Genomic DNA, 18319 nt, shown 5'->3' on the forward strand with positions numbered 1-18319 from the left:
CTGCTGGTCAGGGGCCGTTCTTGCACCTGGTGGCGGGTAGAGGATTCGAACCTCTGTAGCTTTCGCGACGGATTAACAGTTTTGCCCGTTATCAAGGTCATAGATGAAAGTTCGCCCAGCTCAGCGCCGCTTTTCTCTGCCGTCGGCCGGTTCAGGCTCCCCCGCGTGCCCGTTGCGTGCCCCCTCGGAACGATCTTCGGCCCTGCGTGCCCGGTCCAGGAAGGCGGCCACCTCGGCGTCGCGGCCGTCGACTGCTCGGGCGTAGTGCCGGGTCGTGACGCTGGCGTTGGAGTGGCCGAGCCGGCGGGCGGCGACCAGGACGCCGTGAGAGTCAGCCACCCAGCTACCGTGCGTTGCCCGAACGTCGTGCGGGATGAGGTCGGTTAGGCCGGCCCGCTCGACCGCACGGTCAAAGCGGTACTTCCAGCCGTTGTAGCTCTGCGGGCGGTCAGCGGTCCGCTGCTGCCGGCTGGGGAAGAGGAAGGCGTCCGGCTCCTTGGGCAGCTCGGCGAGATGCTGGCGGAGCCGGTCGACCACGAAGGCCGGCAGCGCGAGTTCCCGCCGCTGGTGACTCTTCGGGGTGTCGATGACCGGGCCGCCGGGGAGCTGGGCGACCGACTCGGCCACGGTCATCCGGCCATCGGTGACATGGACGTGCCGTCGCCGCAGGCACAGCGCCTCCCCGATCCGCAGCCCACCGTAGGCGAGGACCAGGACCAGGAGGGTCGCGCCTAGGGCGAGGCCGACCACGGATGGAGATGGCCGCAGAGGTCGCACGCTTCGGGGCGTTCAGCCCGGGCGATGCGGAAGCCCCTCAGGTACAAATCCCCCCGCAGGCGCCCGCTCTTCGCCCCGAGGCAGTGCTGTCCGTGAGCGTGAACAACGGCGGCCATGGCCAGGCCTCGGCTCTGCCAGTCGTTGCGGACCACGTACGGATCTTGAGACCACGAGTAGCCCATGGCAGGCTCATGCCGCATGAACGATGAATTCGCGAAAGCCAACCTGCACGGGAGACTGCGGCGGGACCGCAAGGCGCTGCTCTGGAAACTCGACGGCTTGTCCGAATACGACGCCCGCCGACCTTTGACAGCGACCGGGACCAACCTCCTCGGCCTGGTCAAACACGTGGCCACCGTCGAGGCCAGGTACTTCGGCGAGGTCTTCGACCGCCCTTCCCCGGAACCGCTGCCCCGGTGGCAGGACTCCAACGGCAGCGATCTGTGGGCGACCGAGGACGAGACCCGCGATCAGATCATCGCGTTCTACCGGCGCACGTGGGAACACTCGGACGCGACGATCAACGAGCTTCCCCTCGACGCCCCCGGCCACGTGCCGTGGTGGCCGGAGCCTTATGCCGACACGAACCTGTTCGCCATCATGGTCCATGTCCTCGGCGAGTCCATCCGGCATGCCGGGCACGCCGATATCCTGCGCGAGGGCCTCGACGGCCGGACCGGGTTGCGCGCCGAACACGAGAAGCAGATCGACGAGGAAGCCCGTGCAGCCTACTGCGCGAAGATCGAGCAGGCCGCCAGGTCGGCCGCACCAATCAAGGCTTAGTTAGACATACCAGGCAGCCTGACATCAGCTCCCCTGCCGGCGCTTGCGATTTCCGAGCACCCGGCCACCTGATATGCCCGCGTCACCCGATGTGGGCGTTCAGTCCACGCCTTCGTCGTCCTCGTCCAGCTCGGGCGCGTCCGGGTCGCGCAGCGGGCGCAGGGCGCCGGCGGCCGGGGTCGAGGCGGTGAAGCTGTAGCGGCCGAGCAAGTTCAGGTTGCGGTGCTTGAGCGGGGAGAGCCGGGTGATGTCCTCCTCGCGGATCTCGTGGCCCTCGGCCTGGAGCTGGGCGACGGCGGCGTCGATGTAACGGGTCGTCCAGAGCACGATTGCGTTGAGGACCAGGCCGAGCGAGCCGAGCTGGTCCTCCATGCCGTCCCGGTACGCCTGGTGGATGGTGCCGCGCTTGCCGTGGCACACGTCCCGGGCCAGCTTGTGGTGGGATTCCTGGACGGTGAGCTGCCGGTTCATCTGCCTCCGGTAGGTGCCGTCGACCGGGTCGACCACGCGCAGCAGGTGCTCGGTCTTGGCGATCCGCCCGTACTCCGCGAACGCCGCACCCAGCGGAGTCGGGCGCCTGCTCGGCAGCCCGTTCGCGCCGCAGCGCCTCGGTGAGCCGTAGCCGGGCGTCATGCAGGCTCTGGCGGATCGCGGCCGGTGAGCGGCCCAGCAACGCGGCGATCTCGGTGGGGGTGAAGCCGTCGACGATGAAGGCCATCACGTTGCGCTGCCCGGGTGGGAGTGAGTTCAGCATCTGCATGACCCACTCGCGGTCCTCCCAGACGGTCATGCCGGGATCCTCGCGGCACTCGGCGGTTCCGGCGTGCTTCTCGACCTGCCGCCGGCGTATCCGATCGAGGTTGCGGGTCTTCTCCTTCAGGAAGTTGCTGATCACCGCCCGGCGGGCGTAGGCGAGAGGGTTCTCCAGCTTGCCCCAGCGCAGCAGCACCTCCTTCATCGCCGTGGCGGTCGCCTCATCAGCCTCGTGCCGGCTGGCGCCGTCCTGGTCGAAGCCCACGACGAATGGCAAACCGGCGACCGCCGCTACCTCGCCGAAGGCTCCATGGCCCAGATCAACCCACCCCGAAGACCGCCGCCACCGGCGAACTCATAGCCGCATAGCCAGACTCGTTGTCAGCGCGACAGCGAACCGGAAAACTGAACAGCGCACAGAGCCCCACGCAGGCGATCTACACCACGCCGCGGGACGTGACCGGGTCACCGAGGCCAAGGGACATGGACAGTACGTGACCCGAGCGACAGATCGCTGCCCCTCTCGGGTAGGGCTCATCGCCGAACCGCTGAATGATCTCGGCTCGCGGGAACCGCGGAAGGTTGTCAGGCATGGTAGGCCCCTCCGTGCCTGCTACGTGCCCGATGGGACGGCTAGCCGGGCGCAACGGTGGTCAAACAGCAGCGACACACAGCAAGGCCCCTGACTTGCGTTTTCGCAGGTCAGGGGCCTTGCTTGTCCCTGGTGGCGGGTAGAGGATTCGAACCTCTGTAGCTTTCGCGACGGATTTACAGTCCGCTCCCATTGGCCGCTCGGGCAACCCGCCAGGATGTCGCGCCACGACGCGCGCGGCAGCCGAAGCAAGGATAGCGGCTCCCCCCGGGATCTCTGCAACCGGGTACCGTCAGGGGGTCGTACCGCTGGTCAGCGGGGGACGGAACGTGACAGACCGCCGGACAGCAGGAGCATGAGCATGGCAGCGAACCCGTCGTTCGACATCGTGAGCAAGGTCGACCGGCAGGAGGCCGACAACGCCCTCCGCCAGGCGGAGAAGGAACTCGCGACGCGGTTCGACTTCCGGGGCACCGACGCGGAGATCTCCTGGTCGGGCGAGGAGGCGATCAGCCTCCAGGCGGAGACCGAGGAGCGGGTCCGGGCCGCGCTGGAGGTCTTCAAGGAGAAACTGGTAAAGCGGAACATCTCGCTGAAGTCGCTGGACGCCGGGGATCCGCGCCCCTCGGGCAAGGTTTTCAAGATCGATGCCAAGATCATCCAGGGCATCGAGTCAGACAAGGCCAAGGCGATCAGCAAGAAGATCCGCGAAGAGGGCCCGAAGGGCGTCCAGGCGCAGATCCAGGGCGACCAGCTCCGGGTCACCGGCAAGAAGAAGGACGACCTCCAGGCGGTCATCGCGCTGCTCAAGGGCGAGGACTTCGGGGTCGCCCTGCAGTTCACCAACTACCGGTAAGCCGCCGTCGCCTCGGCCGATCAGCAGCTCGCTCACCCGCTGCAACCTGGGCCGCGCAGATGTTCACCGGTGACGTGTGGTTCGACGTGATCGCGAAGGGGGAGGAGCCGTCGCGCATGCGTGTCAACACCGTGCGGTTCGCGCCCGGTTCGCGCACGGCCTGGCACTCGCACGCGGTCGGGCAGACGCTGTACGTGACTGAGGGTCTCGGGCTCATCCAGTCCCGCGGCGGCGAGATCATCAAGATCCGCCCCGGCGACGTCATCTACACGCCCCCGGGCGAGTGGCATTGGCACGGCGCGGCGCCGGACCATTTCATGACGCACATCGCCATGTGGGAAGGCCCGGGCGAAGGTCAAGGGCCGGAGTCCGACTGGGGCGATCTGGTCACCGACGACGAGTACCGCGTCCGCTGACGACTGGCACGAGCTCCGTCATGCGGCGCGAGCCGCCGGCAAAGCGGGTGGTGTGATGGGTGGATGGAGCTGCGGGAGATGCGGGCGTTCGTCGCGGTCATCGAGGAAGGGAGCCTCTCCGCGGCCGCCCGGCGACTGCACGTGAGCCAGCCCGCTCTCTCGCAGACCATGAACGCGCTGGAACGACAACTCGGTGTCCAACTGCTCGTGCGCAGCAGCACCGGCGTGCAGGCCACCGAGGCGGGCATGACGTTGCTGGCCGAGGCTCGCGCGGTGCTCGCGCGGCACGACCAGGCGATGACCGCCGTCGCCCGGCACAGCGGGGCGGGCGGACGAGTGCTGCGGCTCGGGATACCGCTGGAGCTGCCCGCGGGCCTGCTGTCCCGGCCGCTCGCCGACCTCGCGGCGAACTACCCGGACACGAGGGTTCAGGCACTGCACATGTCCACCGCGGCGCAGTTCGCCGCGTTGCGCGCCGGGGAAATCGATGTCGGGCTGGTCCGGGAACACCCGATCGGCCAGGACCTGGACGCCGTGCTGGTCGTCGAGGAACGCCTGGGCGTGCTGCTGGCCACCGACCAGGCCGCGAAGATCGCCGGACCGAAGGGAATCCGGCTGGACGCACTCGCCGGGCTGGACTGGGTCGGCTTCCCCCGTGCCGGCAGCCCCGCCTGGTACGACGAGCTCACCGCGATCCTGCGCAGCCACGGGCTGGATCTGGGACCCACCCCGCCGGAGGGACAGGAACTGATCGCCGAGGTGAAACTCGCGGCCGTGGCAGCCGGCGGAGCCTTCGCCCTCGCACCGCCCAACTGGTCAGCACCGATGCCGGAATCCGTCACCTGGGCACCGCTGGTCGGGCATCCGCTGGTCCGGCGTACCTGGGCGGTGTGGCCCGCCAGTTCGCGCCGCCGCGACCTCGGCCACCTCATCGCCACCATCGAGCATCTCGGGTCGGAGTAGGCCCCGCCGGGAGACCCGCTCCGCTTATAGGCGCCATAAGCCGCTCGAACAGCCCAACGGGAAAGCTTCAGCGCTTGAGCGACTTACACCCACCGGTCGGGACAGGCCCGACCGAAGCCCTTTCCTTCTACAGATGTGGGTGAAGAGATGACGTCAGAACTGCAGGGAAAGTCGGCGTTGGTGACCGGTGGCACCAGCGGCATCGGCCGCGCCACCGCGATCGCGCTCGCCGGCCGCGGCGCGCACGTGGTCATCTCCGGGCGGGACGAGGTCCGGGGAAACCAGGTGGTCCGGGACATCCGCGCGGCCGGCGGCCGGGCCGACTTCGTGGCCACCGACCTGCGTGACGAGGCATCCGCGCGGTCGCTGGCCGCGCGGGCCAGGGAGCTGGTGGGTCAGGTCGACGTGCTGGTCAACAACGCCGGCATCTACCCGTTCGGCCCGACCGAGCAGACGACCGAGCAGGACTTCGACTCGGTGTTCGCGCTGAATGTGAAGGCGCCGTACTTCCTGGTCGCCGAGCTCGCGCCGGAGATGGCGAAGCGCGGCCGGGGTGCGATCATCAACGTGACCACGATGGTCGCGGAGTTCGGGGACCCCGGGATGGGCCTGTACGGTTCCAGCAAGGCCGCGCTGGTGTTGCTCACCAAGTCCTGGGCCGCCGAGTACGGGCCGCAGGGCGTCCGGGTGAACGCGGTCAGCCCAGGCCCGACGCGTACCGAAGGCACCTCCGGAATGGGGGACGGCCTCGACCAACTGGCCGCCACGGCACCCGCCGGACGTCCCGGCACGGCCGAGGAGATCGCCGAGGCGATCGCCTTCCTGGCCACCGACCGGTCGAGCTTCGTGCACGGCGCGGTCCTGCCCGTCGACGGTGGACGAATCGCCGTCTGAGCCCGGCCCGGCACAACGCTGCGGCCTGCTCCACGGTTCACCCGCTGGGGCAGGCCGCCGTCGGTCCGTCAACGATGCCGGGCCGAGGCATCGGCCTGCTCAACAGCCGCCAACACCACCCAGGCCGCCGCGCTGAGCAGCACCGCCAGCAGCGGCGGCAGTCCCCCGAATGCGACCACCAGCGCGACGAGTGCCAACCCGGCCTGCGCCACCGCGACCCGCTGGCTGACCGATACGCCGATCCCGCGATAGATGACGACGCAGCTGCCCATCATCACCAGCTGGGCGCCCCCCAGCAGCCGCCCGGCCACGCCGTGTCCATGATGTGCCGACTCCTGGGCAGCCAACTCGACGGCGACGGCCGCAGCCACGATCGAGCCGTAAACCAGCAAGTGGCCGTAGGCGTACAGGTAGCTCCGGATGACTGCTCTCCGGCCGGCACGGAGCACCCGATTGCCCGCCTCGCGATCGAACGTGGCGATGAAGTACACCCACCACACCCCGCTCGCGATGACGAAGCCGCCAACACCGATCGCGACCGCCACCGGTCGCCAACCCGTGGCGTCGATTCCGTTGGCGACCGCCAGCACGGCCTCCCCGAGCACGACGATGGTGAACAGACCAAACCGCTCCGGCATGTGCGACGTCTGCGTCGGCGCCCGGCGCACCCAGCCGTAGGCCAGTGGTCCGGAGACCAAGGAGTTGACCACGAGCGCGACGCCCCACACCCAGTAGCGGCCTGGTGCGGGGGCCAGGAGCGAGCCGAACCAGAGCACGGCCCCGGACAGGAACCCGACGGCGTTCCACCAGCAGAAGTCCCGTGCCTCGACGTCGATCCACCCGACAACCCCGTACATCGCGGTGAGCAGTGCCAACAACAGCCCGTACGTCACCGCGAAGCGGTCTGCGTCGTCGGCCACCCCGCCGGAGAGCGAGGCGGCCAGTACCAGTACCCCCAGCATCGCGGTCAGCTGCACCAGACGGCTGGGTGGGCGGTCGTCGTCGAAGAGGTCGGCGAAATAGGAGAAGCTGAACCACAACCACCAGATCGTGCTCAGCAAACCGGCAAAGATCAGCACGCCGCGCAGCGACGGATCGTCCACCAGCAACTGGCCGAGCCGGAACACGGCGACAACGAACACCAGGTCGAAGAAGAGTTCCAGCCAGCTGGACCGCCGCGCCGCACCGTAGCCATGAATCAGTGAGCGCCTGCGGGCCCGCCTACCCTCCACCGCGCCAGGCTAACTATCCGAATTGACGGGTTTATAGCAGTTTTAGTTAAATCAGGCGAAGGCGACCCGGCCCGGGAACAGGTCAGCGCGAGAACACCAGCAGCAGCACCACGGTCAGGATGGCGCTGATCAGGAGCGAGCTGAGGCACCCGATTCGGTTCGAGAAGAAGACGAACATGACCGGCTGTTACCCCGGCGGTCCGCCTTGAGACCACCCGCCGAAGGCACGACGGGTCAAGCGGTCAGCCGGTCGAGGAGGATTCAGGCGGCGAGCGTCTGCTCGGCGCGTACCGCGGAGGCCTCCGCCCGGGCGATCGGGCCGGCGGGCAGCGCGGCGACCGCGGCCCCGACGGCGACCGCCGCCCCGGCGAACAGGAAGGCCCACGGCACGCCGCCGCCGTGGTCCACGATCAGGCCGGCCACCGCGCCGCCGGCGGCGCTCGCCGCCACCGACATGGTGACCACCCAGGTGTACGCCTCGTTCAGCATGCCGGTCGGGGCGATCCGGCCGACCAGGGTGTTCTCCAGGGTGAGCGCGGGGGCGATGGTGGCTCCGCCGAGCACCAGCGCGACCCCGAGCGCCAGCGGAGTCGGCATCACCGCGAAGACCGCGAAGCTCGCGGCCACCGCGCCAAGCAGCCAGGCGAACTGGCGGGTCATGTTCCGGGCCGGCTTGCGTACGCCGAACCAGAAGCCGCCGGTAGCGCTGCCGATGCCCCAGACGGCCAGCAGCAGGCCGGCGAGGCTCTCCGGGTCCTCGATCGTGGCGTTGCCGGCGAAGGCCGGCACGATCACCCCGGCGGCGCCGAACGCGATGCCGAGGCTGGCGACGCAGAGCAGCAGCGCCGGGAAGCCCCCGACCCGCAGCGGGCCGAGTCCCTTGGCGTGGTGCTCGTGCGGGTGCGGCTGCCACCCGCGCATCACCCGGCCGAGCGCCACCGCACCGGTCCCGAGCAGGGTGACCACCGCAGCGCCGACCAGGGCGGCGGCCGCGTCGGCGACCAGCACGAACGCGGCGACCAGCAGCGGGCCGAGCACGAACACGATCTCGAAGAGGGAGGTCTCCGCCGCCAGGGCCGTGTTCCGCAGGTGGAAGCGGCCGGAGGACGGCCCGGTGAGGTCGTTCCAGGCGCCCCGGATCGCGGCGGTCAGCGGCGGGTAGGTGGCGCCCGCGATCCCGGCGGCCAGGTAGATCAGGGCCAGGCTGCCGGTTGACCGGCTCGCCCAGAGCAGCCCGAACAGCGCCAGGGGGTGGGCGACGGCCGTGGTCAGCAGGACCGGCGTGGGCCCGACCCGGTCGGCGATCCGACCGGCGACCGGGCTCAGGGCGGCACCGGAGAGGGCGTAGATGCCGCCGGCGACTGCGGCGAGCGAGTACCGGTCGGTCACCTCCTCGACGACGAGCAGCAGCGCCAGCGGCGTCATGCCGATCCCGAGCCGGCCGATGATGCCGGCGATCAGCAGCATCGGGGCTCCGGGGATCCGCCAGACGCCCAGGTACTGGCGCAGTGCGACCACCGTCGACCTCCAGGGATGTAATGAGTGAGAGACGTTTCGACCCTAACGCCCGGCGTGCCGGAGGGGAAACGATTAGAGCCCGCACACCGCCGCGGGCGCTGGACGTACCCGAAAAGACATCCGCCCGTGCCCGGCGGACCGGGCACGGGCGGACGGCGCTCAGTGCGTCAGCGCTGGAACTGCACCGGGCCGGCGCTGCCGGCCATCTGCTCCAGCCGGGCGACCCGCTCCTCCATCCGCGGGTGGGTGGAGAAGAGCGAGGCGATAGCGCCGCCCCGGAACGGGTTGTCGATCATCAGGTGGGCGGTGCTGGCCAGCTGGCCCTGGGCGGGCAGCGGACGACGCTGGGTGCCCATGTGGATCTTCCGCAGGGCGCTGGCCAGGGCCAGCGGGTCGCGGGTGAGCTGGGCGCCGGACTCGTCGGCCTGGAACTCCCGGCTCCGGCTGATCGCGAGCTGGATGATGGTCGCCGCGATCGGGCCGAGGATCAGGGTGAGCAGCAGCACGGCCGGGTTCGGGCCGTCCTCGTCGTCCCCACCGCCGAGCGGGATGAACCAGGCGATGTTCGCCAGCGCGGTGATGATGCCGGCCAGACCGGCGGCCACGCTGGAGATGAGGATGTCCCGGTTGTAGACGTGCGAGAGTTCGTGCCCGATCACCCCGCGCAGCTCGCGGTAGTCGAGGATCTCGGTGATGCCCTGCGTGACGCAGACCGCCGCGTTCTGCGGGTTGCGCCCGGTGGCGAACGCGTTGGGCTGCGAGGTCGGGCTGACGTAGAGGCGGGGCATCGGCTGCCGCGCCTCGGTGGCCAGCTCCCGCACCATCCGGTACAGCTCGGGGAACTCTGCCTCGCTGACCGGTTGCGCCCGCATCGAGCGCAGCGCGAGCTTGTCGGAGTAGAAGTAGGTCACGCCGTTCATCAGCAACGAGACGACGACGGCGAAGACGAGACCGCCGCTCCCGCCGAACCAGTAGCCGACCGCGAGGATCAGCGAGGTCAACAGGCCGAGCAGCGCTGCGGTCTTGAGACGGTTGTGATGCACGATCGCTCCTTCGGTGCGCGGACCCGCGGGGGGCTCCGCTGACCGGTTCAACAACCGGTTACCCGTCAACCATCCTGCTCATTGCTGATAGTTGCCTGAGAACTACTGCCTACTGGCGGTACGGGTGGTGTCGATGGGCTTCAGCCGGCGAGGTCCAGCACGAGCTGCGGGGCGAAGCCGACGAGCACGGCGATGGCGGTGGCGACGGCCAGGGCCAACGTCACTACCCGGGGCGGACGAGGACGATCGACGACCGCGTCAGGTGTCGGCGGGGCGTAGAGGGTGGCGGCGAGCCGGAGGTAGTAGGCCAGACCGATCACCGCGTTGATCGCCACCACCAGGGCGAGCCAGCCCGCGCCGCCGTCCAGCAGCGCGCGGACCACGGTCACCTTGGCGAAGAGCCCGGCCAGCCCCGGCGGCAGTCCGGCCAGCCCGACCAGTGCGAGCGCGAGCGCCGCCCCGACCCACGGGTGCCGGCGGGCCGCCCCGCGGAGGTCGTCCAGGGTGCCGCCGTCGGCGTCCGGCGGGCGCAGGGCCACCACCGACGCGAAGGCGGCCAGCTCCAGGACGACGAAGAAGACCGCGTACGCGACCGCGGCCGCGTACGCGCCGGCCCAGGCGTCGGCGGTGCGGCCGGCGGCCAGCGCCAGCGCGCCGAGCGGAGCGAGGATGTAGCCGGCCTGGGCCACCGAGGACCAGGCGAGCAGCCGGACGGTACGCCGCTGGCGCAGCGCCACCAGGTTGCCGACGGTCATGGTGAGCACCGCGAGCAGGGCCAGCACCGGACCCGTGACGGTCGCCGGCAGGGCCGTCTGCACCACCGCCAGCAGGGCGACCACCCCGCCCAGCTTCGACGCCGTGGAGAGGTACGCGGCAATCGGCAGCGGCGCCCCGTCGTACGTGGCCGGGGCCCACGCGTGGAACGGCACCGCCGCCACCTTGAAGGCCAGCCCCAGCACGACCAGCGCCACGGCGACCGTGGTGAGCGGAAGGTCCAGCAGCTCGGGCCGCTCCCCGAAGGTCGCGCCGAGCCGGCCGAGGTGCAGCCCGCCGGTCACCGCGTAGAGCAGCGCCGCGCCGAGCAGGGTGAGCGTGGTCGCCACCACGCTGACCACGAAGAAGGTCACCGCCGCCTCGGCGCTGGCCAGACTGCCCCGCCGCAGCCCGACGAGGACGTAGAGCGGCAGGGTGAGCGTCTCCAGCGCCACGATCAGGGTGATCAGGTCCCCCGCCGCGCCGAGCACCACGCCGCCGGTCATCGAGCAGGCGAGCAGGAAGCAGTACTCCCCCACCGGCGTCCGACCGGCCCGCAGCAGCGGCCCGGAGAGCGCCAGCACGCCGAGGGTGAGCAGCGCGAACACCCCCGCGACCAGGGCGGCCCGGTCGCCGAACAGCCAGGAGCAGTCGGCGCCGACGCAGAAGGTGCGGCGTTCCCCGGCCGCCCCCACCACTGCCGCGCCGACCCCGGTGGCGACGGCGCCCGCGGCGGCCACCGCCACCGTCGCGCCAGCCCGGGCCACCAGCAGGTCGGCCAGGAGCACGAGCACGGCCGTGCCGGCGGCGAGATAGGCCGGCAGCAGCGCCACGTTGTCCACGTTCTGCACCAGGCTCACGCCGCCACCTCGCACCCGCCCCGAGCCGACCTCACCGCAGCACCTCCACCAGGGCGTTCACCGGGCCGGACGCGTAGCCGAGCACCAGCGCCGGGGCGAGGCCGACGGCCAGCGCGAGGAGCACCAGCGGCGCCCAGGCGGTCAGCTCGGCTCCCGCCAGCCCCGGGGCCAGCCGACCGACCGCCGTGCTGGGCCGCCCGTGGGTCACCCGGCGCAGCAGCCGCAGGAAGTACGCGGCGGTGAGCGCTCCGCCGATCGCGGCCAGCACCGCCAGGGTGGTCCAGAGCCCGCCGCCCCGCCGCACGGCGGCGATCACGGCGAACGCCTCGCCCCAGAAGCCGGCCAGCCCGGGCAGACCGAGCGAGGCGACGGCGGCGAAGCCGAGCAGGCCGGCGAGGCGGGGCGCGGTCTCCCGCAGCCCGGACAGGTCGGCGAGCGCGCCGGTGTGGGTACGGTCCTTGACCGCCCCGGCCAGGAAGAAGAGCAGGCCGGTGATCACCCCGTGCGCGATGTTGCCGATCAGCGCCGCCTGGATGCCGGTGGCAGTGAGCGTGGCCACCCCGAGCAGCACGAAGCCCATGTGCCCCACGCTGGAGTACGCGATCAGCCGCTTCAGCTCGTCCTGCGCCAGGCAGACCAGCGATCCGATCAGGATCGCGGCGACGGCGAGCACGCCGAGCACCGGGGCGGCCCAGCGGGCGCCCTCCGGGGCCACCCCGACCGCCACCCGGATCAGGCCGTACGTGCCCATCTTGAGCAGCACCCCGGCGAGGATCACGCTGCCGACCGTCGGTGCCTGGGTGTGCGCGTCCGGCAGCCAGGAGTGCAGCGGCCAGAGTGGGCTCTTCACCGCGAAGGCCAGCGCCAGCAGGGTGAAGGCGGCGAGCTGGGTGCCCCGAGGCAGTCCGGCCCCGCCGGTCAGCGCGACGATGTCGGCGGTGCCGGCGGCGGCGACCACGACGTAGACGCCGACCAGCAGCAGCACCGAGCCGAAGAGCGTGTAGAGGACGAACTTGCGGGCCGCCCGCCGCCGGTCCTCGCCGCCCCAGCCGGCGATGATCGCGTACATGGGGAGGAGGACGACCTCGAAGAAGGCGAAGAAGAGCACCAGGTCCAGGGCGAGGAAGGTGCCCAGGATGCCGACCTCGACGACCAGCAGCAGCGCCACCAGCGCCCGTCCGCTGCCGCCGCCCGCGGGCACCTGCCAGAGCGTGTAGCCGCAGCAGAGCAGGGTGAGCAGGGCGGTGAGCACCACCAGCGGCCAGGAGATGCCGTCCACGCCGAGGTGGAACCGCAGGTCGAGGCCGGGCACCCAGGGCAGGTCGAGCTGGTGCCAGGGCCGCACGGCCGGCCGCGGTCCAGAGCCGAACCAGCCGTGCTCGCCGGTGACCAGCGGGACGGCCGCCAGCAGGGTCAGCGCGGCGGCGACGGTGCCGACCAGCCGGGCGGCCCGGTCCCCGGGCGTGGCGGCCACGGCGAGCGCCCCGAGCGCGGGCACCGCCAGCACCGCGACCAGCAGGAACTCTCCAAGGCTCATGCCGACGCTCCCTCAGCTCGCGACTGCGGGGCTCGCAAACCCGGCTCACTCCTCGCGCTCACGGCAACCCTCCGATCAGCGCTACCGCGAGGCCGATCAGCAGCGCGCCGGCCAGCACCCCGGCCGCCGCCCGGGGCAGGGCCGCCCGGTGCAGCGCGGCCAGCCCACCGCCCAGACCCACCGCGGCGCGTCCGCTGCCCTCCACCACGCCGTCCACCACCAGTTCGTCACCGGTGCGCACGGCCCGGGCCAGCGCGGTCGTCGGGCGTACGACGAGCGCGTGCTGGACGTCGTCGAGCCGGAACGCGCGGGCGAAGACCGGCCGCAACGGACCCAGGAAGCGGGCCGGGTCGGCGGCCGGGTCCCGGCGCCAGCCGGCCCAGGCCAGGCCCGCACCGGCCAGCAGGAGCGCCAGCGGCAGCAGCAGCGCCGCGCCCAGGTGGACCAGGGAGTAGCCGAAGTCGGTCAGCTCCGCCTGGCTGGCCGGCGCGAAGATCCGATCGATGAACGGCCCCCAGAACCCGGCCAGGCCGAGCAGCGCGGCCGGGACCGCGAGCAGCAGCACCGGCCAGCGCATCAGTGCCGGCGGGTCGTGCGGGTGCACCAGGGGCATGCGGTTGGGGCCGAGGAAGGTGCGCAGCAGCAGTCGGGTGGCGTACCAGGCGGTGACGGCGACGCCGAGCAGCCCCGCCAGCCAGACCAGCCAGCCGACCCAGGTGGGCGTCGGGCCGGCGCCGTCCAGCGCGGCGGCCTCGGCCGCGGCGAGGACCCCGTCCTTGCTCCAGAAGCCGGAGAGCGGCGGCACCCCGGCGAGGGCGCCGAGACCGACCAGCATGCACCAGAAGGTGACCGGCATGCCCCGCCGCAGCCCGCCCATCCGGGACATCAGCGTGGTGCCGACGGCGTGGATGACCGCGCCGGCGGCGAGGAAGAGCAACGCCTTGAACGCGGCGTGGGTGAGCAGGTGGAACAGCGCCGCCGAGGGCGCGCCGACCGCCAGCGCGCCGGTCATGTAGCCGATCTGGGAGACCGTCGACCAGGCCAGCACCCGCTTGATGTCGTCCTGCGCGGTGGCGGCGAACGCGCCCAGCAGCAGGGTGACCGCGGCCATCACGCCGAGCACGGTCAGCGCGACCGGCGCCCGCTCGAAGAGCGGGTAGAGCCGGGCCACCGCGTACACGCCGGCGGCGACCATGGTGGCGGCGTGGATCAGCGCCGAGATCGGGGTCGGGCCGGCCATCGCGTCGGGCAGCCAGGTGTGCAGTGGGAACTGGGCGCTCTTGCCCGCCACCCCGGCGAGCAGCAGCAGACAGGCGGCGGTGAGCGTACCGGTGGAGTGGTCGTGGGCGAGCACGTCGGCGATCTTGAAGCTGCCCGCGGAGACGCCGAGCAGCGCGATGCCGAGCAGGAAGCCGACGTCACCCACCCGGGTGACCAGGAACGCCTTCATCGCGGCGGCCGGCGCCTCCGGCAGCCGGCGGTCGTGGGCGATGAGCAGGTACGAGCAGAGGCCCATCACCTCCCAGCCGACCAGCAGCATGACCAGGTCACCGGCGACCACCACGGTCAGCATCGCGGCGGTGAAGAGGCTGATCTGGGCGGCGTACGGCGGGTAGCGGTGGTCGACCTCGACGCCGTCGTGCGGGCCGCGCTTCAGGTAGGCGACCGAGTAGACCTGCACGGCCAGGGCCACCGCCGCGACGGCGACCGCGACCAGGGCGGCGGTGCCGTCCAGCCGGACCCCGAGGGTCACCCGCAGCCCGCCCAGGTCGATCCACGTGGTGGAACTCTCCGCCGGGCCGCCGACCCGGGCCAGCAGGACGACCGCGATGAGCAGCGCGGTGGCCGCGCCGGCCACGCCGAGCCCGATGGCCACCTGCCGCGCCCGGTCCTCGCCGGTCACCGCCCCGCGCGGCGACGGCGGCAGCAGGAGGCCGAGCAGGCCGGCGAGCAGGGGTACGGCCGGCAGCGCCGCGCCGAGCAGCGTGATCACCGGTCCACCTCCCCCTCGGCGGTCCGCCCGGTCGACGGCGGCGCGGCGGTCTCCGCCGACCGGCCCGCGCCGGCGGCCCGCCCGACCGGTACGAGCGCGGGCGGCTCGGTGAGCGGCACCTCGTCGACGGCGACGCTGGCCCGCAGCCGGTAGAGCTGGAGGACGATGGCCAGCCCCACGCCTATCTCGGCGGCGGCGAGCACGATCACGAAGAGGGCGAAGACCTGACCGGCGTGCGGCAGCTGCGCCCGGACCGTGGTGTCCGCCGTGACCAGGATCAGGTTAACCGCGTTCAACATCAGCTCGACCGCCATCAGCACCAGCACCGCGTTGCGGCGGCGCAGCACGCCGTAGACGCCGAGGCCGAAGAGCAGCGCCGCGGTGACGTACGGGATGACCGGCCTCACGCGCGCCCGCCCTCGTCAGCGGCCGTCCCGACGGCGGCCCGGGCGGGCCCGCCGGTCCCGCCTGCGGTGGCCGGGACCGGGACTCCGGTGCCGCCCACAGTGGGCCCGGACCGCTCGCCCCTGCTCGTTGCCGGGGCGGCCCCGGCACGGCGGCCGATGTCCGGGCGGGAGAGGACGATGGCGCCGACCAGGGCCGCCAGCAGCAGCACCGAGAGCACCTCGAACGGCAGCACCCAGGAGCGGAACACCTGCTCACCTAGGCGGTCGGCGGTGCCTGCGGCGGGCAGGTCGACCCGCGACCAGCGGAAGGCGTCGACCAGCAGCACGGCCAGCCCGAGCCCGCTGCCGCCACCGATCAGCGCGGCCGGCCAGCCGGGCCGGTCCAGGTCGTCCGAGGCGCCGATCGGGGCCCGGGTCAGCATCACCGCGAAGAGCAGCAGCACCACCACCGCGCCGACGTAGATCAGCACCTGCACCCAGGCCACCAGCTCGGCGGTGAGCACCAGGTAGTCGCCGGCCAGCGCGCCCAGGCAGACCACCAGGTAGAGACCGGCCCGGACCAGGTGCCGGGTGCTCACCACGAGCACCCCCGCGCCGACCGCCACCGCGCCGAGGGCGAGCAGCAGCACGTCCGCCCCGGTCATGGGTTCGTACCTCCACCGGCGGCGGGGCCACGCTCGGGGCGTACCGCGGTGGGGCGAGCCGGGGCGGTGGCCTTGCGCGCGGCCGAGGTCTCCTCCTTGGCCGGCTCCCCGTTGCGGTCGTGCGCCGGCGGCGGCGGGACCGTGCCCATCCACTCCCCGAGGTGGTCCTTGTCGTGCAGCAGGTCCTTGATGTCGTACTCGGCGTACTCGAACTCGGGCGACCAGTAGAGGGCGTCGAAGGGGCAGACCTCGACGCAGATGCCGCAGTACATGCAGAGCGAGAAGTCGATGTCGAACCGGTCGAGCACGTTGCGCTGGCGGGGGCGGGCGGCGCCGGGCACCGTCACCTCCTCCTTGTGCGAGTCGATGTAGATGCACCAGTCCGGGCACTCCCGGGCGCAGAGCATGCAGACCGTGCAGTTCTCCTCCAGCAGCGCGATAACGCCGCGGGATCGGGGTGGCAGCTCGGGGGCGACGTCCGGGTACTGCTGGGTGGTCGAGCGGCGGGTCATCGTCCGCAACGTGACCGCCAGCCCCTTCGCCAGCCCTTCGCCGGGAATGCCACTGCGCTCGGTCATGCCGCCCATCCTGCCCTGTGCCCCCGGCGCGCGCGACCACCACCCTGCGGATCGGCCCGGGTGGATCAGACGCCGTTGCCGGGGGCTGGCGGGAGCATCTCGACGCCGAGCTGCTGAAGGAGCTGGAACAGCTCGTTGACGCTCCACACGTCCACGATCCGGCCGGTCTCGTCGAAGCGCAGGAACGTCGCCCCGGAGTAGCTGACCACCTGGCCGGTCGGCGGCACCGGGCCGAACTGGCCGGCCTGGGTGCCCGCGGCCCGCCAGTGCACCGCCACCCGGTCCCCGGAGGCCACCACCTCGACGATCTTGTAGCGCAGGTCCGGGAAGGCGCCGCGCCGGTCCCGGTGCCAGGCCAGCGTCGCCGCCGGCCCGGTCCCGCCCAGCCCCGGGCAGTCCTCGGCGATCAGTTCGTACGCCGACTCCTCGCGCGCGGCGTTCCACACGTCGGCGATGAAGCGTCGGGCCGCCGCCTCCACATCGGTCACCGCGGCAGGGTAGCGGCCGGCGAAGAATCCCCAGTCACCGGCTCGGCCTGTGGGCAGCCGCCGGAACGACCATGATGGGACCGGGACGACAACGCAGGAGGCGGCGTGAGCGAGACCGGCGACGAGATCCAGGCCCGGACCGGCGGGAAGTACGTGGAGCCGGGCGGCGAGTTCACCCGGGACCAGCGCTACATCGCCACGCGGGTCACCGCGGACGGCCGGGACGGGTGGCCGGTGGAGCCCGGCCGGTACCGGCTGGCGGTCAGCCGGGCCTGCCCGTGGGCGAACCGGCTGGTCATCGTCCGCCGCCTGCTCGGGCTGGAGGACGCCATCTCCATGGCGGTGGCCGGGCCGACGCACGACGCCCGGAGCTGGACCTTCGACCTGGACCCGGGCGGCCGGGACCCGGTGCTCGGGATCGAGCGGCTGGCCCACGCGTACTACAAGCGGTTCCCCGAGTACGACCGGGGCATCACCGTGCCGGCGATCGTCGACGTGCCGAGCGGGCAGGTGGCCACCAACGACTACGGGCAGATGAGCCTGGACCTGTCCAGCGAATGGACCGCGTACCACCGGGAAGGGGCGCCCGAGCTCTACCCGGAGCGGCTGCGGGACGAGATCGACGAGGTCAACGCGGTGGTCTTCGCCGACGTGAACAACGGCGTCTACCGGTGCGGGTTCGCCGGCACCCAGGAGGCGTACGAGGCGGCGTACCACCGGCTCTTCGACCGGCTGGACTGGCTGAGCGAGCGACTGGCCGGGCAGCGGTACCTGGTCGGCGACACCATCACCGAGGCGGACGTGCGGCTCTTCACCACGCTGGCCCGCTTCGACCCGGTCTACCACGGCCACTTCAAGTGCAACCGGCAGAAGCTGACCGAGATGCCGGTGCTCTGGGCGTACGCCCGGGACCTGTTCCAGACCCCCGGCTTCGGCGACACCATCGACTTCGACCACATCAAGCGGCACTACTACCAGGTGCACCGCGACATCAACCCGACCGGCATCGTCCCCCTCGGCCCCGACCTGTCGGGCTGGCTCACCCCGCACGGCCGGGAGGCCCTCGGCGGCCGCCCGTTCGGCGACGGCACTCCCCCACCGCCCCCGCCCCCGGCCGAGCGCGTCGACCCCGCCCACACCCCGCTGCGCTGACCGGTCTCACGCCGGTTGCGGCATGTCGCGCTGTCCGCCTGCCCGGATACCGCGACACGCCGCAACCCTCCCGGCCGCGG

The 18319-nt window shown here is 72.0% G+C and carries 17 protein-coding genes, 1 tRNA gene and 3 pseudogenes; 7 read left to right on the top strand and 14 right to left on the bottom strand.

Annotated elements, in window-relative coordinates:
* Nucleotides 1-120: 120 nt before the first annotated feature.
* Nucleotides 121-750 carry a site-specific integrase gene (locus tag GA0070624_RS00815; protein ID WP_176731545.1) on the bottom strand — a complete coding sequence of 210 codons (630 nt, stop codon included), beginning with the start codon at nucleotides 748-750 and terminating at the stop codon, nucleotides 121-123.
* Nucleotides 751-975: 225 nt separating this feature from the next.
* Between GA0070624_RS00815 and GA0070624_RS00820 the strand changes: the two genes are divergently transcribed.
* Nucleotides 976-1560, top strand: a complete 585-nt coding sequence (locus tag GA0070624_RS00820; RefSeq protein ID WP_091335710.1) for a DinB family protein — start codon at nucleotides 976-978, stop codon at nucleotides 1558-1560.
* 99 nt (nucleotides 1561-1659) lie between these two features.
* Here the strand turns inward: GA0070624_RS00820 and GA0070624_RS00825 are convergent.
* Nucleotides 1660-2133 (bottom strand): annotated as a pseudogene (locus tag GA0070624_RS00825) (Tn3 family transposase); the annotation flags it as partial.
* Between the two features lie 100 nt (nucleotides 2134-2233).
* Nucleotides 2234-2350 (bottom strand): annotated as a pseudogene (locus tag GA0070624_RS36695) (hypothetical protein); the annotation flags it as partial.
* Nucleotides 2351-2383: 33 nt separating this feature from the next.
* On the opposite strand from GA0070624_RS36695, the gene GA0070624_RS35475 reads away from it, so the two are divergent.
* Complete coding sequence (locus GA0070624_RS35475) at nucleotides 2384-2674, top strand: hypothetical protein (RefSeq protein WP_245718605.1); 291 nt, start codon at nucleotides 2384-2386, stop codon at nucleotides 2672-2674.
* A 361-nt stretch (nucleotides 2675-3035) separates the two neighbouring features.
* Here the strand turns inward: GA0070624_RS35475 and GA0070624_RS00835 are convergent.
* Nucleotides 3036-3119: transfer RNA gene (locus GA0070624_RS00835), tRNA-Tyr, on the bottom strand.
* A 147-nt stretch (nucleotides 3120-3266) separates the two neighbouring features.
* Here GA0070624_RS00835 and GA0070624_RS00840 point away from each other — a divergent pair.
* The 4 genes and pseudogenes from GA0070624_RS00840 (at nucleotide 3267) to GA0070624_RS00855 (ending at nucleotide 6034) form a co-directional block, all read left to right on the top strand.
* On the top strand, nucleotides 3267-3761 hold the full coding sequence (locus GA0070624_RS00840) for a YajQ family cyclic di-GMP-binding protein (RefSeq protein WP_091335712.1): 495 nt from the start codon (nucleotides 3267-3269) through the stop codon (nucleotides 3759-3761).
* Between the two features lie 41 nt (nucleotides 3762-3802).
* Nucleotides 3803-4177: pseudogene (locus tag GA0070624_RS00845) on the top strand ((R)-mandelonitrile lyase); the annotation flags it as partial.
* Nucleotides 4178-4240: 63 nt separating this feature from the next.
* Nucleotides 4241-5140, top strand: a complete 900-nt coding sequence (locus GA0070624_RS00850; protein ID WP_091335716.1) for a LysR family transcriptional regulator — start codon at nucleotides 4241-4243, stop codon at nucleotides 5138-5140.
* Between the two features lie 147 nt (nucleotides 5141-5287).
* Entirely contained in the window at nucleotides 5288-6034 is a 747-nt protein-coding gene (locus GA0070624_RS00855; RefSeq protein ID WP_091335717.1) for an SDR family NAD(P)-dependent oxidoreductase, read from the top strand.
* A gap of 68 nt (nucleotides 6035-6102) precedes the next feature.
* Here GA0070624_RS00855 and GA0070624_RS00860 read toward each other — a convergent pair whose 3' ends face one another.
* From GA0070624_RS00860 to GA0070624_RS00905, 10 genes are all read right to left on the bottom strand, one after another.
* Nucleotides 6103-7266: a low temperature requirement protein A gene (locus GA0070624_RS00860; RefSeq protein ID WP_091335719.1), complete on the bottom strand. Its 1164-nt coding sequence runs from the start codon at nucleotides 7264-7266 to the stop codon at nucleotides 6103-6105.
* Between the two features lie 261 nt (nucleotides 7267-7527).
* A complete protein-coding gene (locus GA0070624_RS00865; RefSeq protein WP_091335721.1) occupies nucleotides 7528-8784 on the bottom strand; it encodes an MFS transporter in 1257 nt (418 codons plus the stop codon).
* A 167-nt stretch (nucleotides 8785-8951) separates the two neighbouring features.
* Nucleotides 8952-9827 carry a zinc metalloprotease HtpX gene (htpX, locus tag GA0070624_RS00870; RefSeq protein WP_091335723.1) on the bottom strand — a complete coding sequence of 292 codons (876 nt, stop codon included), beginning with the start codon at nucleotides 9825-9827 and terminating at the stop codon, nucleotides 8952-8954.
* A 140-nt stretch (nucleotides 9828-9967) separates the two neighbouring features.
* A complete protein-coding gene (locus GA0070624_RS00875) occupies nucleotides 9968-11440 on the bottom strand; it encodes an NADH-quinone oxidoreductase subunit N (RefSeq protein WP_091335724.1) in 1473 nt (490 codons plus the stop codon).
* Nucleotides 11441-11471: 31 nt separating this feature from the next.
* Nucleotides 11472-12977: a complex I subunit 4 family protein gene (locus GA0070624_RS00880; protein WP_091335726.1), complete on the bottom strand. Its 1506-nt coding sequence runs from the start codon at nucleotides 12975-12977 to the stop codon at nucleotides 11472-11474.
* Nucleotides 12978-13035: 58 nt separating this feature from the next.
* Complete coding sequence (locus GA0070624_RS00885; RefSeq protein ID WP_091335728.1) at nucleotides 13036-14970, bottom strand: NADH-quinone oxidoreductase subunit 5 family protein; 1935 nt, start codon at nucleotides 14968-14970, stop codon at nucleotides 13036-13038.
* Nucleotides 14967-15377, bottom strand: coding sequence for an NADH-quinone oxidoreductase subunit NuoK (nuoK, locus tag GA0070624_RS00890; protein WP_091335730.1), 411 nt, complete (start codon nucleotides 15375-15377; stop codon nucleotides 14967-14969). The genes GA0070624_RS00885 and nuoK overlap by 4 nt, the downstream gene beginning before the upstream one ends.
* Entirely contained in the window at nucleotides 15374-16021 is a 648-nt protein-coding gene (locus tag GA0070624_RS00895) for an NADH-quinone oxidoreductase subunit J family protein (protein WP_245718606.1), read from the bottom strand. Before GA0070624_RS00895 ends, nuoK begins: the two co-directional genes overlap by 4 nt.
* The gene (locus tag GA0070624_RS00900) at nucleotides 16018-16599 is read right to left on the bottom strand and encodes a NuoI/complex I 23 kDa subunit family protein (protein ID WP_091335732.1); all 582 of its coding nucleotides are present in this window, start codon (nucleotides 16597-16599) and stop codon (nucleotides 16018-16020) included. The genes GA0070624_RS00895 and GA0070624_RS00900 overlap by 4 nt, the downstream gene beginning before the upstream one ends.
* A 65-nt stretch (nucleotides 16600-16664) precedes the next feature.
* Nucleotides 16665-17087 carry an ester cyclase gene (locus GA0070624_RS00905; RefSeq protein WP_091335734.1) on the bottom strand — a complete coding sequence of 141 codons (423 nt, stop codon included), beginning with the start codon at nucleotides 17085-17087 and terminating at the stop codon, nucleotides 16665-16667.
* A gap of 105 nt (nucleotides 17088-17192) precedes the next feature.
* On the opposite strand from GA0070624_RS00905, the gene GA0070624_RS00910 reads away from it, so the two are divergent.
* On the top strand, nucleotides 17193-18239 hold the full coding sequence (locus GA0070624_RS00910) for a glutathione S-transferase family protein (protein WP_091335736.1): 1047 nt from the start codon (nucleotides 17193-17195) through the stop codon (nucleotides 18237-18239).
* Nucleotides 18240-18319 lie beyond the last annotated feature (80 nt).

This window comes from Micromonospora rhizosphaerae (assembly GCF_900091465.1).
GTDB lineage: Bacteria > Actinomycetota > Actinomycetes > Mycobacteriales > Micromonosporaceae > Micromonospora > Micromonospora rhizosphaerae.